This is a genomic window from Kribbella sp. NBC_00482 (genome assembly GCF_036013725.1).
Lineage (GTDB): Bacteria > Actinomycetota > Actinomycetes > Propionibacteriales > Kribbellaceae > Kribbella.
Map to the genome: position 1 here is coordinate 8010212 of NZ_CP107881.1, position 26777 is coordinate 8036988.

Genomic DNA, 26777 nt, shown 5'->3' on the forward strand with positions numbered 1-26777 from the left:
GGTCAGTGCGGGATCTGGTTGACGGCCGAGCTGGCCTTCTTCAGCGCGGCCTCGGCTGTACGGTCGTTGGCCTGCAACGTGTCGGTCAGCAGCTTGATGATCGACCGGACGTCCTCGGCCGCCTTGCTGAACTCCGACTCGATCCCGCGGTACTCCTCGGTCACGTTCGTCGCCGACGCGTCGGACAGCAACGCCGAAACGGATCGCTCGTGCTGGCCGATCAGCGAGTTGATCTGCCCCGACAGCTGCTTGATCCGGGTCTGTACCTCTTCGGAGGCGCCGATGTCGTAGCTGTTGCGCTCGTTCATGTCCCCAAGCCCTCTCGTCAGCGTCCGCGGAACCGGCGCGCGGCGGCCGACTGGCCCTCGGCGCTGCCCATGTTCTGCTTGGCCGTGGTCACCTGCTCGTTCTGCGCGGTGTTCATCGCGGTCCCGACGCCGTGCTGGCCGACGGCGAGGTGCGCCATCCCGGCGTTCAAACTCGCGGCGATGCCGTCGACGTTCTGCTTGAAGGCGTCGAACTGCTTCTTGCCCTCACCGCCGAACTTCCCCTCCAGCGGGGCGGCGGCCTCGACGAGCTGCTTGACCAGTCCGCCCAGGTCCTGCGCACGCCCGGCGGTGCCCTTCGCCGCCTGGTCGAACGCGCCCTGACTCATGTCCCATCGCTGACCAGCCATCTCTCGGTTCCTCCTGAGCCCGTTCGGCGTTCACAGTCGACTCAGGGTTCCCGACGCCGCTTTCAAATCGCTTTCATCGGGTCAGCGCGGCCCGGTAGTGGGTCGGGCGCATCGATTTCAGGTCGCGGAAGCGGCGGTTGAAGTTGGCGAGGTTCCGGTAGCCGCTGCGCGCCGCGACCTCGGTGACCGGGAGCGACGTCGTCGTCAGCAGACGGCAGGCCGTCTCCACTCTCAGCTGGTTGACGTAGTCGGTGAGCGTGCAGCCGATGGCAGCGCGGAAGAAACGGCTGAACGACGTCGGCGACAGGTGCACGAGCGCGGCGACCTCGTCCAGGAGCACCGGCTCGGTGTGAGCCTTCTGCAGGTACCGGACCACGACGTCGATCCGATCGCGTACAGCGGTGCTCGGCGCCGCGGCGTACCCGGCGCCCGTGATAGGAGTCGCCGTGGTGTCGGCAAGACGATGCAGTACGTCGAGAAGCCGCGTCGTCTGGACCGTCGACGTGAGATGCGGAAGACCGGCGATGTCTGCTCGCAGTTCCGGTGCGACGTCACTGAAGGACAGCCCACGGACCGAGCCGACCAGGAGATCGCGGACGGCGCCGAACTGCGGGAGCTCGAAGAAGCCCGCACCGAGGAAGTCGTGCCGGAACTGGGTGACCGCCGCCTCGGACGGCTGATCGGACGGCTCGGACGCATACGTATGCGGCAGGTCGGGGCCGAGCAGAGCCAGATCGCCCGGGAGGTACCGCTCGACGGTGGTACCCACATATCTGGTACCCGATCCGGCGGAGATGAGCGTGAGCTCGTACTCCTGGTGGAAGTGCCAGGCGAAGTCAAAGCACCGGTCGCGCCTCGTGAAGCACGTGAACGTCGTACCGCTGGGGACTCCCGGCCGTTCGAAGCGCGGCTTCATCCGCACATTCTAGAAGGACAACTGAGTACCAGAACTGGTCATCAGCGGCGTAGCACCCGAGGTCTCCGCTTGGAATCGTGGAAGCCATGACGACCACGAACATCTCCGTCGACGAGCTCGAGACGCCGTACGACGGGCTGCCGCCGACCGCCACCGCCGACTTCAACCGCAACGGGTTCGCGCACCTCTCCGGTGTGCTGAGCACCGAGACGATCGCGGAGTACGAGCCGACGATCACTTCCGAGGTGATCCGGCTGAACACTCAGCACCTGCCGCTGGCCGAGCGCGATACGTACGGCAAGGCGTTCCTGCAGGTGACGAACCTGTGGCGGCAGAACGAGAAGGTCAAGGAGCTCGTGTTCGCACGACGCCTGGCCGGCATCGCGGCACAGCTCCTCGGGGTTCACGCCGTACGTCTGTACCACGACCAGGCGCTCTACAAGGAGCCGAGCGGCGGCATCACTCCGTGGCACGCCGACCAGTACTACTGGCCGCTGTCCTCCGACCGGTGCGTGACGCTCTGGCTGCCCTTACAGGAGACCCCGCTGGAGATGGGCCCGCTCGCCTTCGCGCGCGGCAGCCACAACTTCGCTTTCGGCCGCGACCTCCCGATCTCCGACGAGTCGGAGGAGAAACTCAAGAACGCCGTGGCCGAGCAGTACTTCGAGGACGTCGTGGAACCGTTCGCACTCGGCGACGCGAGCTTCCACCGCGGCTGGACCTTCCACCACGCCGGACCGAACCGCGGCACCCAGCCTCGCCGCGTCATGACTGTCATCTACCTCGACGCCGACCTCCGCACCACCGAACCGACCAACGACAACCAAACCGCAGACCTCGCCAACTGGATGCCCGGAACCGAGGTAGGCCAGGTCCCCCAATCCCCCCTGAACCCGATCCTGTACGACAGCCTGGCCTCAGGTGGATTCGCGAATCACGAGCTCCGAGGCTAGGACCTGGCGCTGCGGTTCGGTTTCGGGCTGGTCGACGGTCTGGACGAGGAGGTCCACACCGCGCTGAGCGAGCTTGCGCAGCGGCCACTGCACCGTGGTCAGTGCAGGAGTGAGGCATTCGCTGAAGTCTTCGTTACCGAAGCCTGCGATCGCGATGTCGCCGGGAACCTGCAGGCCGGCTCGAAGGCAGGCACTCATGGCGCCCGCCGCCAGCCGGTCGCTGGCCGCGAACAGCGCGTCGGGAACGTTGCCAGCAGCAATCAGTCGTTCGATGGCCGCGCGACCGGAGCCCGCTTCCCAGTCATCGGCGTACACCGCGGAGAAGCCGTCGCCGAACGCCTCGATCAGCGGCTGGTACCGCGGGCCGGCCGCTTCCGGTGACGTCGGACGCGCAGGGAGGGCCGCGTTAGGTCCGGTCAGCGCGACGAGGCTCCGATGACCCCGCGCGACGAGGTGTTTCGCCAGTGCTCTGGTGCCGATCCGGGCGTCGATCGCGATCAGCGGACCTGGCAGGCCGTGGTCCTCGGTGAAGTACGGATCCATCCACACCACCGGGACTCCGGCGGCGTGCAGTTCCTCGCCGAAGGCCTGCTGCTGCCCACCGGCCGGGCACATCAGGCCGGCGATCCCGGCGTCCCGCACCGCCATGATCGCGTCGCGCGCATCGCCGGTGGAATTGAGCAGGACGGTGAAATACCCGAGTTGGTGTGCGTGCACCGCGGCCGCGGTGATCGTGTCCCGATAACCAGGCCCCCACATCAGGCCCAACGTGCGTGAACCCTGCCGGCGCAGCGCACGGGCAGCGGCGTTCGGGAGATAGCGAAGTTCGCGGGCGGCCTCCTCGACCCGAAGGACCGTTGCCGCGGCCAGTTTCAGCTCGGCGGCCCGGCCGTTCAGGATCGCCGAAACCGTCGTCGGCGCCACCCCGGCGAGCTTCGCCACATCCATCCGGGTCGCGCTCTTGCGCCTCTGCTGGTCCGCTGCCATGATGCTGATCCTAGCGGACTATCACGTGATAGTTCCACAACTGTCACGTGACAGTTGCGCGATATCGCTCAGTTCGAGCCGACCACTGGGAGACCGCATGACAGCCCGTCGTCGCGCCTCTTCGGCAAGCGCTTCCCCCCACCGCCTGGCGAGCGGCGACGGTCGCGGCGCATCGCGACGTGACCGGCTGCGCCGCGACCTGGCGTTGCTGATCATGGCGGCGCCCGGTCTCCTGCTGCTCCTGCTCTTCCACTACGTCCCGTTGCTCGGGAACGTGGTCGCCTTCAAGGACTACCTGCCGTACGTCGGCCTCGTGGACAGCCCGTGGATCGGGCTACGGAACTTCACCGATCTGTTCGCCGACCCCGACTTCTGGAACGCACTGCGGAACACGCTCGAGATCACGTTTCTCCAGGTCGTGCTGTTCTTCCCGGCCGCGATCGGCCTGGCGATCCTCCTGCACGGCGTCCTGCGGTCCTGGCTGCGCCGCTTGATCCAGAACATCGTCTACCTGCCGCACTTCATCTCCTGGGTGATCGTGATCGTGCTGTTCCAGCAGACGCTGGGCGGCGCGGGGATGATCAACTCGTTCGCCCGCAGTCACGGCTTCGCGACGTTCGACATCATGACCAGTCCGCACCTGTTCAAGCTGCTGGTCACGGCCGAGGGCATCTGGAAGGACGCCGGCTGGGGCACGATCATCTTTCTCGCGGCCCTCGCGGCCATCGATGTTCAGCTGTACGAATCGGCCGCGGTCGACGGCGCCGGACGGTGGCGGCAACTGTGGCACGTGACCCTCCCGGGGATCCGCCCGGTGATCGTGCTGCTGCTCGTACTGCGTCTCGGCGAGGCGTTGTCCGTCGGCTTCGAGCCGATCATCCTGCAGCGAGCGTCCGTCGGCGCCGACGCGTCCGAAGTACTCGACAGCTACGTCTATTTCCACGGCGTGGTCGACAGCAACTGGGGCGTCGCCGTCGCCGCAGGCCTGCTGAAAGGCCTCGTCGGGTTCCTCCTCATCCTCACGGCGAACAAGGCAGCTCATGCCCTGGGCGAGCAGGGGGTGTACCAGCGATGACGGATCTGCGTCCGCCGTGGATGGAGGAGCCGACCGTTGCCGGCAAGGTCAGCAAGGCTGCCGCTCTGTCGGTCGTGTGCGTGCTGGTACTACTCCCCTTCGCCGGCGTTCTCTCCACGAGCCTCTCCAGCCAGAAGGCGCTCGCCGAAGCGGGTTCGTACGTTCTCATCCCGCGCGATCCGACCTGGGCGGCGTACCGGGAGATCTGGGCCGGCGGCGCTGTCACCCGCGCACTGTTGATCAGTGCCGGTGTGACCATCGTGGGCAGTGTGCTGGCGACGACCGTGACAGCGCTCCTCGCCTACGGTCTGAGCCGTCGCGGGTCATTCGGGCACCGCGCGATCCTGAGCGCCGTACTGCTCACCTTCCTGTTTCATCCCGGCATCATTCCGCAGTATCTGACCGTCAAGTCCCTGGGTCTGCTCGACAGCTACGCGGCCTTGATCCTGCCGACCGCGCTCAGTGCGTTCAACGTGATCATCATGCGCGGCTTCTTCATGGGGCTGCCGACCGAGCTGTACGACAGCGCGCGGATCGACGGCGCCGGCGAGTTCCGGATCTTCGGGCAGATCGTCGTACCGCTGTCCAAAGCGGTCATCGCGGTCGTCGGGCTGTTCTACGCGGTCGGCTTCTGGAACGCGTGGTTCAACGCCCTGCTCTATCTGAACGACTCCCACAAGTGGCCGCTGCAGCTGCTGCTCAGAACCTACGTCCTGCAAGGTCAGTCGCTCGGCGACAGCTCGGCCGCCGCCTCGGGCGAGGCACCGCCGCCGGAGCAGGCGGTGCAGGCAGCCGTCGTGATCGTCGCGCTGGTCCCGATCTTGCTGGTCTACCCGTTCCTGCAACGCCACTTCACCAAAGGCGTACTCACCGGCGCGGTCAAAGGCTGATCCGCCCTTTGCTCCTTCCAGGAGGACAGATGTCATCCATCAACCGAGAAGTCTCCCGCAGAACGGCGCTGAAGTCCGCTGTCCTCGGCGGTTCCGCCCTCGCGTTCGGCGTACCGAGTCTCGTTGCTTGTGGCAACAACGGCGGTACGGGCGCCACTACCGCCAAGCAGGTCGATCTACCTACGTACCGGGTGCCGACCGGTGTGAAGCCGGATCTGGCCGGCGAACCGGCCCGCGGGATCCAGGACGGGTTCTTCACGATGCCGAAGGATCTCCGGCGTTCGGTCGACAGCGCCCCGATGAGCGGCGGCGAGATCAGCATCATGGTGCCGACGCTCGCTCCCCCGCCGCCCGCGCTCAACAACAACACCTACGCACAGGCCATGAACGCCCGCCTCGGGGGGAAGTTCACGGTTCGTACGGCGCCGTCCAGCGAGTACGGCACCAAGGTCGACACCTTGCTGGCGGGCAACGACTTGCCTGACATGGTCCTGGTTCAGGACTTCGGCCAACCGCGGCTCGACAAGCTGCTCGAGAACAAGTTCGCCGACCTCTCGGACCTGTTGACCGGGGACAAGATCCTGGACCACCCGCATCTCGCCGCGATCCCGTCCAAGGCCTGGACCAACGCCCGCATGTTCGGCCGGCTGTGGGGCGTTCCGGTCGAGCGTCCCCTGCTCTGGAACGTCATGCTGGCCCGCACAGACCTGATGAAGGCGGACCCCAGCAGCATCGCCACGACCGACGACTTCGCGGCCATGTGCGCCGAGGTCAACGATCCACGCCACAATCGCTGGGCTCTCACCGGATCGTACGGATCGTTCAGCCTGCCGGCGTTCGCGGCCGCGTTCGGCGCACCCAACAACTGGAGCAAGAACTCCGACGGCAGCTTCACCCGGGACTTCGAGACCGACGAGTACAAAGCAGCCGTCGAGTTCACCGCGAAGCTCCGGCAGTCCGGCTACTTCCATCCGAGGTCCGCGAACCTCACCGGCTCTCAGATGACCGAACTCTTCGTTTCCGGACAGATCGTCTGCAACGCCGGTCAGCTGAGCGGGTGGAAGGCTCTGACCAGCGTGCAAGGCCTGAAGTCCTCGCAGGTGACAGCGATGCCGCTGTTCAGCGCCAAGGGCCAGCAGCCGGCGCTCTACTACGGGTCCGGCGTGTACGGCGTCGTCCTGCTGAAGAAGGCCGCCAACGACCGGGCCGCGGAATGCCTGCGCCTGCTCAACCTCTATGCCGCGCCCTTCGGCACCGAGGAGTACCTCCTGGTCCACTACGGCATCTCCGGGCCGGACTACCAGTTCGAGAACGGCGAGCCGAAGTTGACGGATGTCGGCAAGAAGGAAGTCGTCAACGTCGGGTACGTCAGCGGGTCCGAGTTCCGGGTGATGTACGGCCCCGGCCAGGCCGACTGGGTCCGGGCGCAGTACCAGTGGGAGAAGACCGTCGCCCCGCACGGACTCGCCGATCCGACCCTCGGTCTGTACTCCGAAACCGCGAGCCGCTCCGGCGACGAGGAGCAGAAGGTCCGCGACACCGTCAGCGACGTCATCATGGGACGCAAGAAGATCGACGACTTCACCGCCGCGGTCAAGACCTGGAAGTCCGCCGTCGGCGACAAGATCCGGGACGAATACGCCAAGCAGCCCGGATGAGCACCAGACCGCTCGCGCCCGGCCAGTTCGACGACTGGCTCATCACCACCGCTGCCGCCGCCGGAAAGCGCGCGTACGACGTCGCGCACCGGCTGATCCGGATGCCGGGTTCGGCGAGCTCCGTGCACACCGCACTCGGCGGCCGGACTGTCCACGCCTTCCGCGAATCCACCACCTACGCGCTGATCCTGCTCGAGACCGGAGCGGCCGACGAGGCGGCCGGGATCCTGGACCGAGTCCTCGACGGGCAGGACCTCGATCCGGGGTCGGACACCTACGGGATCTGGCCCTACTACCTGGAAGAACCCCTCGAAAGGATGGCCCGGCCCGACACCAACTGGGCGGACTTCATCGGGCAGGAGCTTGTCCTGATCACGATCCGCCACGCGACCGCCCTCCCTGACCCGCTGCGAGAGCGTCTGCGAACCGCAATCGCTGCCGCAGCGGAGGCCGTCGTACGCCGGAACGTGCCGATGTCCTACACGAACATCGCCAGCAAAGGCACCTTCGTGACGCTCGGCGCTGGTCAGGTCCTCGGCGATCCCGAGCTGACCCGCTACGGCCGCGAGCGAATCGAACGGCTCGCGGCGACCGTCGACGAGACCGGCAGCTTCGCCGAGTACAACAGCCCGACGTACTGGCTGGTGACCTGCACCGCCATGTCGGCCGTCAGTCAGTACATCACCGACCAGCGCTCCGCCACGATCGCGGCCGACCTCGTCGACCGGCTCTGGCGGCACCTCGTCCAGCGCTGGCATCTTCCGTCCGGGCAGCTGTCGGGGCCGATGTCGCGGGCCTATCGCGATGATCTCGGCGAAGAACCCCACCTCCTGGCTCATCTCGCCAAGGCCGTCGGCGGGCAGCCGCCGTTCGACAGTGGGCTCGATCGGGTCGACGATTCACCGGCCGCCCTCGGCCTCGTCCACACCGCGATCCTCCGCCCGGACGCGCCCGCAGACGTGGTCAGGCAACTTGTCACCGCAGGACCGCCGACGATGCGCCGCGAACTCTTCAGCCGCGGCCGCCCGGATCGTGTCGGGAGCACCTGGCTGCACACCAGGAACACCCTCGGCACCATCAACTTCGCCGATTGCTGGTTCCAACGCCGGAATCTGCTCGGTTACTGGGGCGCCAACGATGCCTGGCGTCGCCCGCCGCGGTCCGTCCGCCTGCGTGTGGTGAAGGACGACGTGGACTTCGTGTCCGCGATCTTCTCCTCCGTCCAGCACGGTCCGCATGTCCTGTGGCACGTCGGGTTCGCGAGTCCAGGAGGTGACCATCACGTGCACCGGAACGTCATCCCGAGCGGGGAATCCGTCCCGATGCGCTCGCTCCGGGTGCTGTTCGAGCTCCGCGGCGTCACGGACCCGGCGATCCACGTGAACGGTGCCCCAGGCAACAGTTTCACGAGCCACGACCAGGTCACCGTCTCCGACAACGACAGCACAGTCAGCGTCATCCCGGCCGGAGGCAGCTGGAACGGCACTCCTCCGACCGGCCGGATCACCGCCGGCGCAAACGGCGTACTGACCGTCGAGATCGAACTGTTCTCCGCACCCGAACCACAACCGATCGACCTCTCATCACTCGACTCGGCCTTCGTGGGAGGCGCCTTCTCCCTCTTGCCGTACGGCGAGACAGCGGCAAGCACGTCCGTGTCGGCACATGCCGAGGGCAACCACATCAATTGGAGCTGGACCCCCGGACCGCGTCTCGAACTCACAGGCCGCACCACGGTCGGCACCGTCGAGGAACACGGCGATACCCACACGGCAACTCCTGAAATACCCCCGCCCACGAAGTGAGGAGAAACATGAGAACGAGATGGCTCGCCGCAACCGCCGTTCCCGGGATACTCGGAGCCCTCCTGGCCGGTGCCCTCACAGATCCCGCGCAAGCCGCCGCCGGCACGTACTACGTCTCGCCCAACGGAAGCGACAGCAACAGCGGACTCTCCCCCAGCCAGGCCTGGAAGACGATCGCAAAGGTCAACAGCTTCACCTATCCACAAGGCAGCCTCGTCTACTTCGAAGGCGGGCAGACGTTCACCGGCTGCCTGGTCTTCAACTCGACGAACGTGCCGGCCTCATCCGCGTCGACGCCGTTCCGCGTCTACTCGTACGGCACCGGGCAGGCCACCATCCAGTCCAACTGCACCGGCGACACCTCGGCGGCGATCACCGCAGATGCTGTCAACGGCTTCCAGCTGAACAACATCAAGGTCGTCAACGGCAGCACGACCGCGGCCGGCGTACTGCTGCAGAACCAAACATCGTCGACAGCAACGACCGGTCTGCGGATCACCAACTCCGACATCTCCGGCTTCGGTACGCCGAGCGGCAGCGCGAGCGCGTTCGGCGCCCAGATCATGGTGCTCGGGTATGCGCTGAACAGTCACAGCGGGCCGCTGGACGACATCCAGATCCTCAACAACAAGCTGCACGGCGCCAGCGTCACCTCCACCGCAGGTCCGGGCATCTACGGGTGGGGCTCGGGCGTCAACATCACGAACGTCCGGGTCGAGGGCAACACCGTGTACAACCTGGGCATGGCGCCCAAAACCACCGGTGCCGGGCTGACCGCCAACGGCTGGAACGGCGCGATCATCCAGCACAACGTCGTCCATGACATCGGCGCCAATGTGACCTCGTGCGGCGGCACCAGCGGCATCATGTCCTACACCTCGAACAACGTCACCATCCGCAACAACGAGGTGTACAAGGTGCAGCCGGTTCCGGCGTACACGGCCGGGTGCGACTGGGACGGCATCGATCTCGACGGCGGTACGACGAACTCGCTCGTCGAGTACAACTACACCCACGACAACGCCGGCAGCGGTCTGCTCGCCTACACCTCGACAGCGGCGTCACGAGTGTGGGGACCGAACACCTACCGATACAACATCTCCCAGAACGACGACTGGGCCAATGCACAGGGCGGCCTGTTCGACGTCGTACCGAACGCGCCGAAGAACGCGCTGTCCATCTACGGGAACACCTTGTTCAGCAACAAGGATCAGAGCGCGAACAAGAAGGCCGGGGCCAGCGCCTGCTTCAACTTCGGCTACAGCACCGGCACCTGGGCCGCCGGCTCCCAGATCAAGGACAACATCTGCTACCTGGCCAACAAGGGCAGCTCGGGCAAGACCGGGCAGTTCTACTACAACCCGTACACGCAGACCGGGATGACGCTCGCGAACAACCTGTACTACGGCACGAACACGGGCGGTTGGCGCTGGGGAGGCACGACGTACGCCGACTTCGCCGCCTGGAAGGCCGCGGGTCTCGAGACGGGCGCTGTCTGGGGCGACCCGCTGTTCACCTCGCCTGGTGGCGGCGGCACCTGCTCGTGGTCGCCGCCCTCGGGAACCGGACCGCAACCCTGTCCGCAGGCCTACACGCTCAAGGCCGGCTCCCCCGCACTCGGAGCGGGTACGCCGGTGTCCGGCAACGGCGGCGTCGACTACTACGGCGCCACCATCCCCAACCCACCCAACATCGGAGCCGACGCCAGCTGACCGGCTCCGCTACAACCTCTCCCGCACGGTGGGAGTTGTGCGGCCCGTCATGAACGCCGCCACCGCGGCCAGGTTGGCCGCGGAGGCGGCGATCACCACGAAGGCGACGTACGTGTCGCGTCGCTCGGAGCAGTCGCGGGCGATCCCGAGGCGTCCCTCGGGTCCGAGGCTTCGATCGCTGGTGAAGTCGTCGTTCCAGTGCGACGAACTCTCGTCGTCGAGGTAGGAGTGGTCACTCGGCCAACCGACCGCGATCAACGAGCCGCAGTTCACGTGGACCGCTCCCTCACCATCGTCCTCGATGACAAAACTCGGCCCCTTGAACAACAGCACCGCGACCCCGACAAACAACACCCCAGCAACAACACCCAACACACGCCGCACGCCACTCCCCTTCCGATCCGAGCCTGCACACTACGACGCCCACAGGGTCCCGCCTGCCCAGCGGCCCGTTCAGCTAACGTTCGCGGGGTGACGGGTTCGGCGTACGAGATCGAGGTTTCCGACCACGAGTTCTTGCTGGTGGCAGACGGTGGGATTCCTGTTCTCGACCCTGCCACCGTTGGGCCCGTTCTGGCGCTGGATCCGCCGGTGCCGTCTGCGGTGATTGTTCGTACTGGTTGTGCTGACGGGCCGGTCAACGTGACGGTTCGGGTGGTAGACGGGCCGGTGGCGGATCTGGCGACGGCCGGTGATGGGTGGGAGGTCGGTGAGCAGCTCGTCATACCGATTGATGGCGAGCTCTACCTCGCGCCCTTGGACGGAGGAAGCCCTGCGTACGTGGTCTACACACCACCTACCCCAGGCTTCCACCTGATCCGCGTCCTCGCACGCGGTCGCGCTGCCCACTACGACGCGGTCGTCTGGGAAGCCAGCGAGGACTACGACATCACCATCACACCGGTCGACACGGACCCGGGCCGCCAAACCACCGGCGACGACGGCCTCTACCGGGTCTGAACCGCACAACCCCGGTGGGGCGATGGGGAACTGGGGATAGGGGATGGTGGGTGGGGACAGGCTATGACGGGTGCTGGCCCTCCATAGCCTGTTTCCGGTCAGTCGAGGAGGGTTTTGACGATGGTGGTCATTCGGTCTACTGGGATGGCGAAGCCGATGCCGATGTTGCCGGAGCGGGAGGTGCCTAGGGTGGCTATGGCGGTGTTGACGCCGACTACCTGACCGGCGGCGTTGACGAGGGGGCCGCCGGAGTTGCCGGGGTTGATGGCGGCGTCGGTCTGGATGGCGGACTGGCGGGTGCCGTCGTCGCCGAAGCGGGCCTGGCGGTTGACGGCGCTGACGATGCCGGCCGTCACCGTTCCTTCCAGGCCGAGTGGGGATCCGACGGCCAGCACCGGGTCGCCGACCTGGAGTTGCGCGGACCGGCCGAGCGTGAGCGCGCGCAGTCCCGCGGCGTCGGAGGTCGAGACCTGGAGTACGGCGAGGTCGTTGTCCTCGTCGGCGCCGACGACGCGGGCGTCGACCGTACGGCCGTTCGACAGGACCAGTGAGACATCGCTCGCTCCTTCCACCACGTGAGCGTTGGTCACCACATGACCTTGCTGGTCGATCGCGAAGCCGGAGCCGGTCGCGCGGCCCGCGCGTACTGAGACGACTCCTGGGAGGACGCTCGCGGCGGCTGCCGTGATGGAACCCTGGGCGGCTGCCGCTGGCGGTGCTGCCTGTTGGAGGTCCGCAACTGGGTCGCGGGCACCTGTGACAGCACCTGCTACTCCCCCGGCGGCGATCGAGAGCGCGAGCGTGCCGATGAAGAACCCAGCACGCCTACGAGTGCCCGTCACCCCGGCCGGAGGTGCCGCCACCGGAGAGGGGAAAGCCGGGGCGGACGCCGGGGTGACGGAGCTAGTGGGTGGTGAGGCGGGGATGTAGTCGGGGCCTCGGAAGGGGTGGCCTAGGTGTGGAGGCATGTCGGCTCCTGATTACGGGAGGCGGGAGAACCAGAGCAGCGAGGCCAAGGCGGCCAGGAGCGCCGCGGCCAGGGCAACGCCCGCGACCAGGTTGGTGATCTCGCGGGGCTCGGTGGTCCAGCCGATGGAGGACTGCAGGTCGGAGTACACGTCGCGCAACTGCTCGTCGTTCTCGGCCTCGTAGAACGACCCGCTGGTCGCGTCGGCAAGACCCTTCAACGCCTCGGTGTCGGCGGGAACCGGGATGTCGCGCCCTTCCAGATTCACAGTGCCCTCGGGCGTCCCGTACGCGATCGTCGACACAGGTACGCCGGCTTGCGTGGCCGCAGCGGCAGCCTCGTCGACCGGGCTGCCCGCAGTGTTGCCGCCGTCGGACAGCAGCACGATCCGGCTCGGCGGCGGATCGTCCGGGTCGATCGACCGCACCGCTTGCAGGCTCGTGAGTACGGCGTCCCCGATCGCCGTCGAGTCGCGCAGCTGCAGACCGTTGATCGCGTCCACTGTCGCCTGATGATTCGTACTCGGCGCCGACACCACGGTCGCCGTCCGCGCGAACGACACCAGCCCGACGTTGAACTTCTCGGGCAGGTCCCGCACGAACTGGACTGCCGCCTGTTTGGCGGTCTCGAACCGGTTCGGCGCGACATCGGTCGCCGCCATCGAGTTCGAGATGTCCATCGCGACCAGCACGGTGGCCCGCTCCCGCGGGACCCGGATGTCGGCGACCGGCCGGGCGATCGCGATGGTCAGTACGGTCAATGCCGCGAGAAAGGCCGCGGCTGGCGCGTGCCGGCGCCAGCCGGGCCGCACAGGGGCGATCTTCTCCAGCATCGGAAGCGTCGCGAAGCGGACGGCGTACTTCGTCCTGCGCCGCTGGGCGATCAGGTACGCCACCACGAGCGCGGCGACCAGCACCAGCAGCCAGAGCCACAGAGGTTGCTCGAATCTCATCTGATCCTCACAGCAATCGGGTTGCGCCGTACGCCGGCCCGGCGGCGAGCGGTGGTGAACGCGGCGACGTCACGGACCCAGTCGGTGTCGGTACGCAGTACGAGATGCGCCGCACCGGCGGACCGGATCGCCTGGGTGGTCTGTTCGCGGTGCGCGGCCATCGCGTCGGCGTACCGGCGACGGAGTTTGCGGCTCGCGGTCTGGATCTCCCGGCGGCGGCCGGTCTCCGGATCCACCAGCGTGAGCAGGCCGACCTCGGGGAGCTCGAGCTCGCGAGGGTCGAGGACCTCGACCGCGATCACCTCGTGCCGTGCGGCCAGGCGGCGCAATGGATCTGCCCACCCGTCCTCGTGGAAGTCCGAGACGATCATGCGCAGGCCGGGCCGCGCGTGTTCGCGAGCGAGTCGATTGATCGCCTTGCCGAGATCTGTTCTCGGAAAGGCGCCTGGTGTTGCTCGGGGCAACGACAAGAGAGTGCGGAGCGTACGGCGGAGCTGGACAGCGCCGGTAGCGGCCGGGAGGCGGCGCAGGTCGTTGCCCAGAGCAATCCGTACGCCGAGCCGGTTGCCAGGACGGTCGGAGAGCAGACCGACCGCCCCGACGACAGCGATCGCCACGTCACGCTTCTCGCTCAAGGCAGTACCGAAGTCCATGCTCGCCGACGCGTCCAGCAACGCCCACGTCTCCAGTTCCCGCTCGGCGAGCGGTGCTCGCACGTGCGGTTCCAGCGAGCGAGCGGTCACGTTCCAGTCCATCCGCCGTACGTCGTCCTGGCCTGCCTGGTACGGACGCGCCTCGTTGGGTTCGCTGCCGGGACCGCTCCGCAGACCGGTGATCTCGCCGTGCAGGAAGCCTTCCAAATTGCGCTTCACCGTCAGCTCGAGTGCGCGCAGCGCCCGCTCCCGACCGGCCAGCAGGTCATTCATGCCGCGGACCCTTGAGCGTCGTCGGCGGGCACCACGTGCGGCTGCTCGATGGTGTGCAGGATCCGCGCGACGACCGACCGCGGATCGACCCCGTCGGCCAGCGCGTCGAACGTGAGTACCAGCCGGTGCGACATCACGTCGAGCGCAACGTCGTACACGTCGGCCGGCAACACGTAGTCCCGCCCGCGCAGCAACGCCAACGCCCGACCGGCCGCGACCAGTCCCAGCGTGGCGCGGGGGCTCGCGCCGAACTCCAGTACGCCGGCCAGATCCTGGATCCCGTACTGCGACGGCACGCGGGTCGCGTGCACCAGGCGTACGACGTACTCCGCGACCGCGTTGTGGACGAACACGTCGTCCGTTGCCTCCTGCAACTGTGCGACCTGCTCCGGACTGAGCACTGCGTTCGCATGCGGGCGATGCGCGCTCATCCGCTGCAGAATCGTCAGCTCCTCCAACGGCGTCGGGTAGTCGACCGTGATCTTCAGCAGGAACCGGTCCCGCTGCGCCTCGGGCAACGCGTACACCCCGTCGGACTCGATCGGGTTCTGGGTCGCGAGCACCAGGAAGGGATCCGGCAGCGGGTACGACGTACCGCCGATGCTGACCTGGTGTTCCGCCATCGCCTCGAGCAACGCGGACTGCACCTTGGCCGGTGCACGGTTGATCTCGTCCGCGAGCACCAGATTGGCGAACACGGGACCGAGTTCGGTGTCGAACCCCTCCGTGGACGGCCGCCAGATCCGGGTGCCCATGATGTCGCCGGGCACCAGGTCAGGGGTGAACTGCAGCCGCGAGAACTGCCCGCCGATCACCTCCGCCAGCGTGCGGACCGCGAGCGTCTTGGCGACTCCCGGTACGCCTTCCAGCAGACAGTGGCCGCGAGCCAGCAACCCGACGAGCATCCGCTCGACCAGGTGGTCCTGCCCGACGACGACCCGCTTCACCTCGAACAAGGCATGTTCGAGAGTCGCCGCACTCATGCGGGGTTCTGCTCGGACGGCTGCGCGGTGCCGTTCTTCTCCGGGCAATCCCGCGAAGGCGACGGTGACGGTGTCGTCGCGCCCTCCTCGACCGTCACATAACCCTGCTCCGGGACGGCGGGGTCGTTTCCGGCGGCGTACGCGATCCCGCCGGCGCCGAGCGCCGCGACCGCCACCGCGCTGCCGAGGATCAGTCGTTTCACTGGGAGTTTCATCAGGATCTCCTTCGACTCGATTGGCCACAGCTCATCAAGTAGCCGCGAAAACGACCGGAAAGCCGACCGAAAGCCCGTCGAAAGCGCACACCGTCCGCGCGAGGGTCCCCCGCTACCTTGGTTGCGTGCGACTACTAGTGGTGGAGGACGAGGAAGGCCTGGTCAGCGCGCTGCGCTCGGGACTCGGCCGGGCCGGGTACGCCGTCGACGCGGCCACCACCGGCGCCGAGGCGATCGAGAAGCTCGCGACCACGCCGTACGACCTGGCGATCCTGGACATCACGCTGCCGGACACCAGCGGCCTCGACCTGTGCCGCTCAGTGCGCCGAGGCGAGATCGAGGTGGCGTCCGGACGGGAGCTGCGGGTCCTGATGCTGACCGCGCGCGCCTCGCTGGCGGACCGCGTCCGCGGGCTCGACGAGGGCGCCGACGACTACCTGACCAAGCCGTTCGCGCTCGTCGAGTTGCTCGCCCGGATCCGCGCCCTTCTCCGCCGCGACGTCACCAACGGCACCACGCAACTGCACGTCGGCGACCTCGTCCTGGACTCGTCCCGCCATCTCGCCACCCGGTCCGGGCGGGAGCTTCCGCTGACGCTGAAGGAGTTCGGCATCCTGCGGTACCTGATGTCGCGCCCCGGGCACGTCATCTCGGCCGAGGAACTCCTCGAACACGTCTGGGACGAGAACGCGGACCCGTTCACCCAGACCGTCCGCGTGACCGTCGGAACCCTGCGCCGCAAACTCGCGCAGGAGGGCGAAGATCCCATCCTGGAGACCGTGATCGGTCGCGGCTACCGGCTCAGAGGTGACACATGAAGCTCCCGCTCTGGGCGCAGACCATCCGGTTCCGCCTGACGCTCACGTATTCCGCCGTACTGATCGCCCTGTCCGCGCTCCTGCTCGGTGGCGTGTACGTTGCGCTGTCGCAGATCCTCGAGCCGAAACCGCTCGACCAGATCGAGGTCCAGAAGTACTGGAAGGACGCTCACGGCGAGTTCCACCTCAAGCCGGGCCAGGTGATCCAGGCCGCCGAGCTCTCGAGTGTGCAGTCCGCGGTGAACTACCAGACACTCCAGACGCTGCGGAACTACTCCGTGGCCGGTATGGGTGCGTTGTTCCTGGTCAGCCTCGGCACCGGCTGGTGGTTGTCGGGCCGCGTGCTGCGTCCGGTACGGCGGATCACGGCGACCGCGCAGGAGATCTCCGCGACCGACCTGTCCCGCCGGATCGCCCTCGAAGGACCGCACGACGAGCTGCGCAACCTGGCCGACACCGTCGACGGCATGCTCGGTCGGCTCGAAACAGCGTTCCTGACCCAGCGCCAACTCGTCGACGACGCCTCCCACGAACTGCGGAACCCACTCGCCGTCATCCAGGCGAACGTGGACGCCGTCCTCGCGCACGACGACACGCCACCGGACGACCGCGCCCAGGCGACCGCGATCGTCGGCCGCGCGATCCAGCGGATGACCCGGCTCGTCGAGGACCTCCTCGCGTCCGCCCGCCGGTCGTCACCGGCCTTCGTCGACGCCGACGTGGACCTCGCCACGATCGCGGGCGAGGCAGCCGAGGAGTACGAACTGCTGGCAGCCGATCGCGAGCTGCACGTCGTACGACGCCTCTCGCCCGGCCCCATCGCCGCCGGAGACGCGTCCGCGCTGCGGCGCGCGGTCGACAACCTGCTCTCGAACGCGGTCCGCCTGGCCCGCGGCGGCAGCGAACTCGTCCTCGCGGTCGGCAGCCGCAACGGCTGGGCCTGGATCGCGGTCCGCGACGAGGGCCCCGGCATCGCGCCCGACGACGCCGACCGCGTCTTCGACCGCTTCTACCGCGCGGGCCAGCAACAGCCCCCGGCCACCGTCCCGCCCGCAATCCCGTCCACCGGCCAGCGCCGAGCCGGCTTGGGCCTCGCCATCGTCCGCCAGATCGCCGAATCCCACGGCGGCACCGTCACCCTCCACTCCGAACTCGGCATCGGCACCACCTTCGTCATCTGGCTCCCCGAACGCTCCCTCACCAACACAACCCGCCGCACCCCCACACCTCCCACCGAAGACCCGCTGGGCCCACGCGGCCTCAGCGGGGGTGCCTGAGGTGCGCTGACGGGAGAGGTGGGAACGGAGCGTGCGGGGCGAGTTGGTACCAGTAGGCGGTGGTGGCGATGTCGTCCTGGCGTTCGAACAGGCCGTGGTCCCAGGCTCCGATCTGTTGGACGGAGACCGCGAGGCGTTCGGTGAAGTGGATCGGGTCGGGCAGGTGCCAGCGGTAGAGGCCGTGCATCGGCAGGGCCTCGGTCGAGAACGGCGAGGCCTTCGTGCGGTCGCGTGCCGAGTGGAACGGATAGCCGCAGTACGGCGCGCTGAAGGTGAGGATCTCCGGTTCCGGGTCGGCTCGCAGCGCGTCCTGGAACGCCCACGCGCCGCCCGCGTAATCCTCCAGGCCGGTGCTGCACAACGTCGGGAACTCGTCATCGTCGTCGACGAAGAACTTGACCTCGCCCTCGCCCCACCAGTACCGGTGCAGCGACGTCAGCGCGAGGTACGTCCCGACGTACGTGCCCCGACCCTCGACACCGTCGAGGATCACATGGTCGGTCCCCAACACCGCCGTACCGTCGGAGTGCCTCCACTGGGCGTGGAAGTACGGCGTACCTGCCTCGACGTCGTCGCCGAGTGTGTAGTCGACCTGGAAGTACACCGGCGGGACGTCGCCGCCGTGCTGGTTCTCGAGGGTCAACCGGGCGCCGGCGCGGAACGGCATCGGGAAGTAGCAGTTCATCCCGCCGGTCGGCGCGACCACGATCGGGGCGGAGTTGACCAGGGCGCGCGCCCCGAACCCGTTGCAGAAGAAGTCCCCGAGCGGCACCTCGACCGACGGCAGGTCCGAGCCGTCCCAGTACGCCCGCAGCACGAGGTCCCGCAGTACGAACGGACCCTGATCGGTGCGATCGGCAACGGTCAGCCAGGTATGCCGGATCACCCCCGGCCCCTCGATCTCGGCAAGTGTGAGCGTCTCCCCCGCGGGCAGCAGCACAGCGGGCGAACCCTTCCGCCCAGGCCCGAGAGCAGATGCCGCACGCGCGGCCGCCCCGGGCGCCCCGGTCCGGTTCTCGGCATTGATCGACCGACTCACCACACCGTCGGGCAGAACAGGCACGTTGAAGGTCGAGAACACGCGAGGATCCTCTCAGGGGCGGAACGAGTCGCTGAGTTCGGTTTTCGGGGTGTTTCCGTGGAGGGCCTGGTAGAACGGGTGGTCCGGGGTCAGGTCGGTACGACGTACTGCCTGCCCGGTGATCGCCGAGGCGTAGAGCGCGGTGACGAACTCCATCGTCGGCCGTGTGCTGGCCAGGGTGGTGTCGTGGGTCCGGCCTGCCAGCAGGTCGTCGATCAGGCGGCTGATCTGCGCTTCGTGGTTGCTCGGCGCATCGTCACCCGCCGACGCTGCCCACGGGTCGTCCGCGACACCGGTCTCGACCGCGTCTGTTTTCCGTACGCCGGGATCGATGCCGAGCGTCGCGGCCTTCGCCGAGTCAGGGGCCGGGTGGAACGTCCAGTCCTGGTCGGAGTAGCCGTAGACGTGGTTCACCTCGAGCGTTCCGCCGGCCGTGTCGATCCGGATCCTGCTCAGCTCGCGGGGCGACAGCAGGCTGTTGATCACGGTCCCGACCGCGTCGCTCTCGAAGATCACCGACGCCAGCGACACGTCCTCGAACTCGACCGGTCGATCCAGCCGTACGGCGGTGGCGTTGATCGTCCGCCACGGCCCGAGCAGATGCAGCAGCAGGTCGATCTGGTGGATGCCGTGGCCGAGCGTCGGCCCGCCACCTTCACCGACCCACGTGCCGCGCCAGTCCGGGTTGAAATAGCTCAGCGGCCGGAACCACAGCGTCTCGCAGACCGCGACCAGCGGACGCCCCAGCGCTCCGCGGCCGAGGAGGTCGGCCGCCCGCAGCGCGCCGGATCCGTGCCGGTGCTGGAAGATCACCCAGACCGAGCCTTCGCTCGCCTGCTCGGCCTCCGCCACCGCATCCATCTCGGCCAGGCTCAGGACCGGCGGCTTCTCCAGGAGCACCGACTTGCCGGCCGCGAGGATCTCGATCGCGATCTCGGCGTGACTACCGGGCGGCGTCGTCACCGACACCACATCAGGGTCCTCCGCCGCCAGCAGCTCCGTCACACTCGCGTACGGCGTCGCGCCGTACTTCTCCGCCAGCGCCTGTGCCTTGGCTTCGACGATGTCCGCGACACCGACCAGCGAGGTCCGGCCGGTGTTCGCGTAGGACTCCGCGTGCCGGCGACTGATGTTGCCACAGCCAACGATCGCGACTTTCATGGTCACTGAGCGGCTCCGCGGACGGCCGCGTTCTGCTGGGCGGTCAACGCGAGCCGCATGGTTTCGAAGGTGTGCTCCTGCGGCGCAGCCGTGGTGGTCCGATCCCGGACGTCACGCAGCACGTCCGAGTAGTAGGTCACCGGGACGTCTGAGCAGTCGATGTAGTGCGTGCCGTCCTTGTCCACCAGGAACAGGTGGTTGCCGCCGTCGCGACCCGCAATGTCGACGTACTTGCGCATCTCGATGTAGCCCTCGGTGCCGAGCACGGTCAGCCGGCCGTCGCCCCACGTCGGCAACCCGTCCGGGGTGTACCAGTCGACCCGGATGTAGCCCTGGGCGTTGCCGCTGCGCAGCAGGAGCTCACCGAAGTCCTGCAGGCCGGGCTCGTCGGGGTTGGCGAAGTTCCCGACCGCGCTGGTCACGACCTCCGCCGTCCGGGCACCGGTGAACCAGAGGAACTGGTCGATCTGGTGCGAGGCGATATCGGTCAGGATGCCGCCGTACCGCGCCTTGTCGTAGAACCAGTCCGGGCGGCCGCCGCCACCGGCGAGATGGCCGCGGTCCCCGATCCGGTGCGGACCGACCCCGAGCGTCTGCACCACGTTGCCGATCCGGCCCTCGCGGACCAGTTCACCGGCCTTGAGCACACAGGGCACCTCGAACCGCTCGGAGAACGTCACCGACCAGAACCGGCCGCTCTGGTCGACCGCCTTCTCGACCTCCTCCAACTGCTCGAGGGTGACGCACCCGGGCTTGTCGGCCATCACGTCCTTGCCGGCCCGCAACGCCGAGACCGCGATCGGCCCCCGGCGGTCCGGTACGGCGGCGGTCACGATCAGGTCGATCCCGTCCTGCGCGATCAACTCCTCGGGATCCTCGATCACGGGTACGTCGGGATAGCGCTCCCGCATCGTGCCCGCGACCGCTGCCGACGGGTCGTCGGTGGCCATCCCGGCGAACGTCGCACCGGCCGCGATCAGGCCGGCGACCTGACCGAAGATGTGCGCGTGGTCGAGCCCGACGGCAGCGAATCTGACGGCTTGACTGGAGTTCAACGGTGTTCCTTCCGATGTGATTAGCGGGACGACTTCAGCGCCTGGGCGAGTTCTTCGGCGATCTTGTCGCCGCCGTCGCTCTTCCACTTCTTCACCGCGGCAGCCCAGGCCGAAACGGGCTTGCGGCCTTGAACGATGTCGTCGGCGACCTGATTGACAGCATCCCCGATCTGTCCGCCCTTGCGGGTGTTCGTCTCGGAGTACAGACCGGCGGCCGGGTTCGCGAGGGCGGTCGGGGTCACCGACTTCATCGCGTTGAACTGGGTCTCGGCGCTGCCTTCCCGCTCGGGCAGGAAGATCGTCCACGGCCCGTCCGCCTGGTAGTTCAGGCCCAGCTGGGTCTCGCTGAAGCCCTTCGGGTTGAGGACCGGGTTGCCGTCGACGAGCCGGTGGTGGACGCCGGGCAGCCCGAACTTGCGGAACAGGTACTCCTTCGTGCCGAAGGGCGTCGCCAGGTAGTTGAGGTACGCGAGCAGCGTCTCGACCCGTCCCTCGGCCTTCTTGCTGACCGCGGTGACGCCGATCGCGGGCGATCCGAGCCAGGTTTTGCCCTGCCCCGAGCCGTCGTGCATCGGCGGCGCGATGATCGCGATCTCGGCGTTCTTGTCGGTCATGGTCTGCAGGTACGTCGGCCAGCCGCTGAACGTGTCCAGGACGAGCGGGCTGGTTCCGTTCGCGAACCGGGTCTTCATGTCCAGGTTCTGCCCGGCGTACGCGTCCGGATGGATGTAGCCGGACTTCCAGAGCTTCTGCAGGATCCCGAAGACCTCTTCGTGGGCCTCGTGCTCCAGGTAGTTGACCAGGGCGTCGCCGTTCTTGCTCCACTGGTTGGGGATGTCGAACATGTTCCGCACGTACTGTGTCGGCGCGGTGGCCAGCGCGAAACGGTTCAGCTTCTTGTCGGTCAAGCCTTTGCACAGCTCGACGAAGTCGTCGGCGCTCTTCACCTCGGCCTTCAGTCCCTGGGCCTCGATGATGTCGGCGCGGCTGTAGAGCACCGAGGAGCTGATCGCGCCGCGCGGCACCGGGACCCCGTAGATCTTGCCGTCGAAGATGCCCGAGTTCCAGCACACCTCGGGCAGGTTCGCCAGGTACGGGTACTTCTTGATGTTGTCCCCGGACAGGTGCGGCGTCAGGTCGACGGCCTTGGCGGCCAGCATCTGCGGGACCTGCGGCACCGCGCCAACCATGAACAGATCGCCCAGCTGGTTACCCGCGACCACGGTGGCGAACTTCTTGTTGTAGTCCACCGACGGCGTCAGGTTCACCTGCAGCGGCGAACCGACCCGCTTGTTGAACTCCTGCCAGAACGTGTTCAGCTCGAGCTTCGGCGGGATCGGCGTGTTCGTGTACGTCGTGACCGTGATCGGCTTGCCGTCACCAGGCGGCTGCGTGATCGCCTGCACCGGGTCGGCCGGGTAGCGGTTGAACGCGTCCGGGATGTTGTACTCGGCGCCGGCCAGGTCGGGCTTCACCCCGGTGTACCGCTCGTACGCCGGCCGGATCTTCGACCGGGACGCCTCGTCGTTCGCCACGCCGGAACTGCCGCGGCCGTCGTTCGAACAGCCGACCGCACCGGCCAGCCCAAGCGCCGCCCCACCGGCGAGGACCGCCCGCCGGCCCAGCGGCCGTGCATCGTAGACACTCATGGATTTGCCTCTCTTCAGGTCTTCGGGTCAGCCCTTGACGGCGCCGGTGAGCACGCCCTTGGCGAAGTGGCGCTGGATGAACGGGTAGACGCAGAGGACCGGGATGATCGAGATCATCAAGATCGCCATCTGGATGGACGTCTGCGGCGGCACTGCCTCGCTGCCCAGCCCCAGGTCCTGGCCGCCGAGCTCGACGCCGTTCACGACGTACGTCCGCAGCACCAGCTGCAACGGCCACTTGCTGCTGTCGTTGAGATACAGGAGCGCGTTGAAGAAGCTGTTCCAGTAGCCGACGCCGTAGAACAGCCCGATGACGGCGATGACCGCCTTCGACAACGGCAGGCCGATGTGCCGGAACAGTTTCCATTCGGACGCGCCGTCGATCCGTGCGGCGTCGATGATCTCGGCGGGCAGGCCGACGAAGTAGGCGCGGACGACGATCACGTTGAACGCGCTGACACTGACCGGCACGATCACCGCCCACAGGCTGTCCAGCAGACCGAACTGCTGAACCACGAGGTACGACGGGATCAGCCCCGGGTTGAACAGCAAGCTGATGAGCACGAGCAGCAGCAGCGGCCGGTTGCCGATGGTGCCGCGGCGGCTCAGCGCCCAGCCGAGCGTGCAGGTGAGCACCAACGCGATCGCGGTGCCGACCGCGGTGACGAACCCGCTGATCAGCAGGGCCTGTGTGACGGTCCCGCCGGACAGGATCGAGCGGTACGCCGTGAAGTCGATCCCGTGCGTCGGGAACAGGACGAATCCGCCGGCCTTGGTCACCTCCTCGGCGGGAGCGAGGCTGGTGGAGATCACGCCGATGAACGGGAACACGACGGCCGCGCAGATGATCGTCAGGAAGATCGCCTTGCCGACGCGTTCGGTCAGACCGGGCATCGGCATGCCGCCGACCATCGTGCGGTGCGGTTTCGAGGATGTCATCCGCGGTACACCCCTTCCTCGCCGAAGCGGTGCGCGAGCTTGTTGGCCGACAGCACGAGGGCGAGTGCGACGGCGCTCTTCACCAGGCCGACCGCTGCCGCCACCCCCCAGTCGCCGCCGAGGATGCCGTTGTTGTAGACGTAGGTGTCGAGGACCTCACTGGCGTCGACGCCCACCGCCTGCTGCTGCAGGATGATCTGCTCGAAACCGACCGTCAGCGAGTCGCCGAGCTTGAGGATCAGCAGCAGGATGATGATCGGCTTCATACCCGGCAACGTCACGTGCCAGGTCTGCCGCCAGCGCCCCGCGCCGTCCACCGCCGACGCCTCGTAGAGCGAGCGATCGATCTGCGACAGCACGGCCAGGAAGAGAATCGTCGCCCAGCCGGTGTCCTTCCACAGGACCTGCGACGTGAGCAGTGCACGGAAGGCCTCGACGTTGCCGATGATGTGCAGCGGGTCGTAGCCATGGCCGCGCAGCCAGTTGTTGATCATCCCGGTCCCGCCGAGCACCTGCTGGAAGACCGCGACCACGATCACCCAGGACATGAAGTGCGGCAGGTAGATGATCGTCTGCACGAACTGCCGGAGCCTGTTCGAGAGCAGGCTGTGCAGCACGAGCGCCACCACGATCGGCGCCGGAAATACGATCACGGCCTGGATCAGGGTCAGAATCAAGGTGTTCTGGACCGCGTTAAGGAATTCCGGATCACCACTGAAAATAACGGAGAAATTCTCGAATCCGGACCAGAGACTCTTCCCGATTCCCAAATAGGGCTGATAATCCTGGAAGGCGATGATGTTGCCCCAGAGCGGGTAGTACTGGAACGCCAGCAGGACCAGCAGGCCCGGTATCGCCAGTAAAAGCACGGGATAGTCACGTCTCAGCCGCGCGAAGAGGGACCGCTTGCGGCCCTTCGCCAGACTCGCGGCGTCCGGATCTGCGCGCTTCGAACGCACGCGAGAAGCAGTGTCGGCTTCAGCCACAGGCACCTCCCTGGTCACTAGAATAAAAAGTGATCGATCCACTTCTGAGCCGGTAGCTAACCGCAGCCGCGTTTTGGTGTCAAGACCTCGGTCCAGCATTCATCGAGGCCCGGGAACCCGCAGGCCGAATCTGCTGGCGACGGGCCGCGGTGATAAACTGCGCGGCCTCAGACGGCCTGGCGCGAGGAGGGGAACGTGGCAGACCCGGCATCCAAACGGCCGGCGACCATCCACCAAGTGGCCAGCCTCGCCGGCGTATCGCACACGACCGTGTCCCGGTATCTCCAGGACAAGGACAGCCTGAAGCCGAAGACCAGGATCAAGGTCGAGTACGCCGTCAAGGCCCTGGACTACCGCCCCAACCTGGTCGCTCGCTCCATGCGGACGCGGCACACGAACCGGCTCGCGATCGTGCTGGCGTCCGGAGCGCACTTCCCCGGACGCCTGCTCGCCGCAGCGTCCCGAACGGCGCACGACGCCGGGTACCAGGTCGAGATCGTCAGCGTCGAGGGCGGTGCCCGCGAGCGTTCGGAACGGATCGACGAGCTGGCCAGATCCGGTCAGGTCGAAGGCATCCTGGCCCTCTCGCCGATCAGCCTCAAGGGCAAGAACTCGAATCGGGTCCCGATCGTCGAGAACGGCACCTACGACGACAAGCTGCACGGTTTGGCGGAGCTCGCCGACGCCAGCGAGATCCGCGAGATCATCGAGTACCTCGTCTCACTGGGGCACCGGACGTTCCTGCACGTCGCCGGCGCCCAGAACTTCGCCTCCGCACGCAACCGGAAGAGCGTCTACCTCGAGACGGTCGAGCGCCTCGGACTGCAATCGGTCGGAGCCGTCGACGGCGACTGGTCGGCCCAGTCCGGATTCGACGCGATCACCGCCCTGCCGGCCGACTGCGGTGTCACCGCGGTCGTGGCAGGCAACGACGTCGTCGCCATGGGCGTCATCCGCGGCGCCCTCTCCCGCGGCTGGAGCGTGCCCGGCGACCTCAGCGTCTTCGGCTGGGACGACGACGAGATCGGCCGCTTCGCGACCCCGTCACTGTCCACCGTGGCAGTCGACCGCGAGGCACAGGGGCGCGCCGCGGTCCATCAACTCCTCGCCGAAATCCGCGGCGAACCGAGCCCGCAGCCGATGCCCCAAACCATCAACCGCCTCATCTACCGGGAATCAACCGCTCCTCCACCCAGCTAGGACAGGCCCCAGAAGTGGGTGATGTGGGCTGCTGCGCACAGGTTGACGTCGAGGATGTACGGCGCGGGGACGCCGCACTGATCTGGGTCGATGGGTTGACCGTGGCCCATACCGGGGATCGACCAGGTCTCGACGACCGTCGTACCGGTGGCGTCGGCGTACGACTTGTGGGTGGCGCCGTTGACGGTCTCGGTGGAGTCCGCGACCTGGTCCGCGGCGTTCACGTCGGTCCACTGTTCCATCGACTCATTGAGGTTGCGGTAGGCAACGGTGTAGTCCGCCGTACCGTGCCAGATCGACACCTTCGGCCGGTGGGTGGCGGTCGCCGCCGCCCGCACCTTGTCGCCCCACTGCTGCGGCGACAGATCGACCCCCGGGTTCTGGCAACTGAAAGCCTGGACGAGCGACGTCGCACACCGGTACGGCAGCCCGGCCACAATCGCGCCGCCGGCGAACACCTCCGGGTACGTCGCCAGCATGACGGCCGTCATCGCCCCACCCGCCGACAGACCGGTGACGAACACCCGCCCCGCATCCGAACCGAGGTCGCCGACGGTGCGATCCACCATCTGCTTGATCGACAGCGCCTCACCCGAACCACGCGCGGTGTCCCCCGCCTCGAACCAGTTGAAGCACGCACTCGCGTTGTTGGCCGACTGCTGCTGCGGCAACACCAGCGCGAAGCCGGCCTGTTGCGCCATCGCCACCCAGCCGGGCTCGTCGTCGTACGCCGAAGCCGACTGAGTACACCCATGCAACGCGACCACCACCGGCCGACCGGCTCCAAGCCCGGGCGGCACGTAGCGGAACATCTTCAGATTCCCCGGATTCGAACCGAACCCGGTCACTTCCTCCAGACTCGCGGCCTCAGCCCGCGACACCGGACTGGTCAACACCGCTGCCAGTAAGACGATCACCGAAACAACAGGACGGAGA

The 26777-nt window shown here is 67.4% G+C and carries 27 protein-coding genes; 10 read left to right on the forward strand and 17 right to left on the reverse strand.

Annotated features, from left to right (window positions below; all coding sequences use genetic code 11):
- Nucleotides 1-2: 2 nt before the first annotated feature.
- From OHB24_RS38560 to OHB24_RS38570, 3 genes are all read right to left on the reverse strand, one after another.
- Entirely contained in the window at nucleotides 3-308 is a 306-nt protein-coding gene (locus tag OHB24_RS38560; protein WP_327635890.1) for a hypothetical protein, read from the reverse strand.
- 17 nt (nucleotides 309-325) lie between these two features.
- A complete protein-coding gene (locus OHB24_RS38565) occupies nucleotides 326-676 on the reverse strand; it encodes a hypothetical protein (protein ID WP_327635891.1) in 351 nt (116 codons plus the stop codon).
- Nucleotides 677-749: 73 nt separating this feature from the next.
- Entirely contained in the window at nucleotides 750-1592 is an 843-nt protein-coding gene (locus OHB24_RS38570; protein ID WP_327635892.1) for an AraC family transcriptional regulator, read from the reverse strand.
- 86 nt (nucleotides 1593-1678) lie between these two features.
- Between OHB24_RS38570 and OHB24_RS38575 the strand changes: the two genes are divergently transcribed.
- The gene (locus tag OHB24_RS38575; RefSeq protein WP_327635893.1) at nucleotides 1679-2545 is read left to right on the forward strand and encodes a phytanoyl-CoA dioxygenase family protein; all 867 of its coding nucleotides are present in this window, start codon (nucleotides 1679-1681) and stop codon (nucleotides 2543-2545) included.
- On the opposite strand, the gene OHB24_RS38580 is transcribed toward OHB24_RS38575, so the two are convergent.
- A complete protein-coding gene (locus OHB24_RS38580) occupies nucleotides 2510-3532 on the reverse strand; it encodes a LacI family DNA-binding transcriptional regulator (protein ID WP_327635894.1) in 1023 nt (340 codons plus the stop codon). The two genes, OHB24_RS38575 and OHB24_RS38580, sit on opposite strands and share 36 nt — an antisense overlap.
- Nucleotides 3533-3629: 97 nt before the next feature.
- Between OHB24_RS38580 and OHB24_RS38585 the strand changes: the two genes are divergently transcribed.
- Genes OHB24_RS38585 through OHB24_RS38605 form a run of 5 tightly spaced genes read left to right on the forward strand, consistent with a single transcriptional unit; the run spans nucleotide 3630 to nucleotide 10672 of the window.
- Nucleotides 3630-4607 (forward strand): ABC transporter permease, encoded by a 978-nt coding sequence (locus tag OHB24_RS38585; protein ID WP_327635895.1) that lies wholly within the window; start codon nucleotides 3630-3632, stop codon nucleotides 4605-4607.
- Nucleotides 4604-5497 (forward strand): carbohydrate ABC transporter permease, encoded by an 894-nt coding sequence (locus OHB24_RS38590; RefSeq protein WP_327635896.1) that lies wholly within the window; start codon nucleotides 4604-4606, stop codon nucleotides 5495-5497. Before OHB24_RS38585 ends, OHB24_RS38590 begins: the two co-directional genes overlap by 4 nt.
- Nucleotides 5498-5526: 29 nt before the next feature.
- Entirely contained in the window at nucleotides 5527-7155 is a 1629-nt protein-coding gene (locus OHB24_RS38595; protein ID WP_327635897.1) for an extracellular solute-binding protein, read from the forward strand.
- Nucleotides 7152-8960 (forward strand): hypothetical protein, encoded by a 1809-nt coding sequence (locus OHB24_RS38600; RefSeq protein ID WP_327635898.1) that lies wholly within the window; start codon nucleotides 7152-7154, stop codon nucleotides 8958-8960. Before OHB24_RS38595 ends, OHB24_RS38600 begins: the two co-directional genes overlap by 4 nt.
- Before the next feature lie 8 nt (nucleotides 8961-8968).
- On the forward strand, nucleotides 8969-10672 hold the full coding sequence (locus OHB24_RS38605) for a right-handed parallel beta-helix repeat-containing protein (RefSeq protein ID WP_327635899.1): 1704 nt from the start codon (nucleotides 8969-8971) through the stop codon (nucleotides 10670-10672).
- Between the two features lie 9 nt (nucleotides 10673-10681).
- Here OHB24_RS38605 and OHB24_RS38610 read toward each other — a convergent pair whose 3' ends face one another.
- Nucleotides 10682-11056, reverse strand: coding sequence for a hypothetical protein (locus OHB24_RS38610; RefSeq protein WP_327635900.1), 375 nt, complete (start codon nucleotides 11054-11056; stop codon nucleotides 10682-10684).
- 87 nt (nucleotides 11057-11143) lie between these two features.
- Here OHB24_RS38610 and OHB24_RS38615 point away from each other — a divergent pair, with 87 nt between their 5' ends.
- Nucleotides 11144-11632: a hypothetical protein gene (locus OHB24_RS38615; protein WP_327635901.1), complete on the forward strand. Its 489-nt coding sequence runs from the start codon at nucleotides 11144-11146 to the stop codon at nucleotides 11630-11632.
- Nucleotides 11633-11730: 98 nt separating this feature from the next.
- Here OHB24_RS38615 and OHB24_RS38620 read toward each other — a convergent pair whose 3' ends face one another.
- The 5 genes from OHB24_RS38620 to OHB24_RS38640 form a co-directional block, all read right to left on the reverse strand.
- Entirely contained in the window at nucleotides 11731-12495 is a 765-nt protein-coding gene (locus OHB24_RS38620) for a S1C family serine protease (RefSeq protein ID WP_327635902.1), read from the reverse strand.
- A 117-nt stretch (nucleotides 12496-12612) separates the two neighbouring features.
- Nucleotides 12613-13551, reverse strand: coding sequence for a VWA domain-containing protein (locus tag OHB24_RS38625; RefSeq protein WP_327635903.1), 939 nt, complete (start codon nucleotides 13549-13551; stop codon nucleotides 12613-12615).
- A complete protein-coding gene (locus OHB24_RS38630) occupies nucleotides 13548-14477 on the reverse strand; it encodes a DUF58 domain-containing protein (protein WP_327635904.1) in 930 nt (309 codons plus the stop codon). The genes OHB24_RS38625 and OHB24_RS38630 overlap by 4 nt, the downstream gene beginning before the upstream one ends.
- The gene (locus OHB24_RS38635) at nucleotides 14474-15460 is read right to left on the reverse strand and encodes an AAA family ATPase (protein WP_327635905.1); all 987 of its coding nucleotides are present in this window, start codon (nucleotides 15458-15460) and stop codon (nucleotides 14474-14476) included. Before OHB24_RS38635 ends, OHB24_RS38630 begins: the two co-directional genes overlap by 4 nt.
- Nucleotides 15457-15675, reverse strand: coding sequence for a hypothetical protein (locus OHB24_RS38640; protein ID WP_327635906.1), 219 nt, complete (start codon nucleotides 15673-15675; stop codon nucleotides 15457-15459). The genes OHB24_RS38635 and OHB24_RS38640 overlap by 4 nt, the downstream gene beginning before the upstream one ends.
- Before the next feature lie 125 nt (nucleotides 15676-15800).
- Here OHB24_RS38640 and OHB24_RS38645 point away from each other — a divergent pair, with 125 nt between their 5' ends.
- Nucleotides 15801-16493, forward strand: coding sequence for a response regulator transcription factor (locus OHB24_RS38645; protein ID WP_327635907.1), 693 nt, complete (start codon nucleotides 15801-15803; stop codon nucleotides 16491-16493).
- Nucleotides 16490-17770, forward strand: coding sequence for a sensor histidine kinase (locus OHB24_RS38650; protein WP_327635908.1), 1281 nt, complete (start codon nucleotides 16490-16492; stop codon nucleotides 17768-17770). Before OHB24_RS38645 ends, OHB24_RS38650 begins: the two co-directional genes overlap by 4 nt.
- On the opposite strand, the gene OHB24_RS38655 is transcribed toward OHB24_RS38650, so the two are convergent.
- From OHB24_RS38655 to OHB24_RS38680, 6 genes are read right to left on the reverse strand one after another with little or no spacing between them, the layout of a single operon-like run.
- Nucleotides 17754-18851: a glycoside hydrolase family 172 protein gene (locus tag OHB24_RS38655; protein ID WP_327635909.1), complete on the reverse strand. Its 1098-nt coding sequence runs from the start codon at nucleotides 18849-18851 to the stop codon at nucleotides 17754-17756. The two genes, OHB24_RS38650 and OHB24_RS38655, sit on opposite strands and share 17 nt — an antisense overlap.
- 12 nt (nucleotides 18852-18863) lie before the next feature.
- Nucleotides 18864-20012, reverse strand: a complete 1149-nt coding sequence (locus tag OHB24_RS38660) for a Gfo/Idh/MocA family protein (protein WP_327641154.1) — start codon at nucleotides 20010-20012, stop codon at nucleotides 18864-18866.
- A gap of 2 nt (nucleotides 20013-20014) precedes the next feature.
- Nucleotides 20015-21067 carry a Gfo/Idh/MocA family protein gene (locus tag OHB24_RS38665; RefSeq protein ID WP_327635910.1) on the reverse strand — a complete coding sequence of 351 codons (1053 nt, stop codon included), beginning with the start codon at nucleotides 21065-21067 and terminating at the stop codon, nucleotides 20015-20017.
- A gap of 20 nt (nucleotides 21068-21087) precedes the next feature.
- The gene (locus OHB24_RS38670) at nucleotides 21088-22716 is read right to left on the reverse strand and encodes a hypothetical protein (RefSeq protein WP_327635911.1); all 1629 of its coding nucleotides are present in this window, start codon (nucleotides 22714-22716) and stop codon (nucleotides 21088-21090) included.
- 27 nt (nucleotides 22717-22743) lie between these two features.
- Complete coding sequence (locus tag OHB24_RS38675; RefSeq protein WP_327635912.1) at nucleotides 22744-23655, reverse strand: carbohydrate ABC transporter permease; 912 nt, start codon at nucleotides 23653-23655, stop codon at nucleotides 22744-22746.
- Nucleotides 23652-24641 carry an ABC transporter permease gene (locus OHB24_RS38680; RefSeq protein WP_327635913.1) on the reverse strand — a complete coding sequence of 330 codons (990 nt, stop codon included), beginning with the start codon at nucleotides 24639-24641 and terminating at the stop codon, nucleotides 23652-23654. The genes OHB24_RS38675 and OHB24_RS38680 overlap by 4 nt, the downstream gene beginning before the upstream one ends.
- Before the next feature lie 195 nt (nucleotides 24642-24836).
- Here OHB24_RS38680 and OHB24_RS38685 point away from each other — a divergent pair, with 195 nt between their 5' ends.
- Nucleotides 24837-25841, forward strand: a complete 1005-nt coding sequence (locus OHB24_RS38685; protein ID WP_327635914.1) for a LacI family DNA-binding transcriptional regulator — start codon at nucleotides 24837-24839, stop codon at nucleotides 25839-25841.
- Here OHB24_RS38685 and OHB24_RS38690 read toward each other — a convergent pair.
- Complete coding sequence (locus OHB24_RS38690; RefSeq protein ID WP_327635915.1) at nucleotides 25838-26758, reverse strand: extracellular catalytic domain type 1 short-chain-length polyhydroxyalkanoate depolymerase; 921 nt, start codon at nucleotides 26756-26758, stop codon at nucleotides 25838-25840. The genes OHB24_RS38685 and OHB24_RS38690 overlap by 4 nt on opposite strands.
- Nucleotides 26759-26777: the final 19 nt, after the last annotated feature.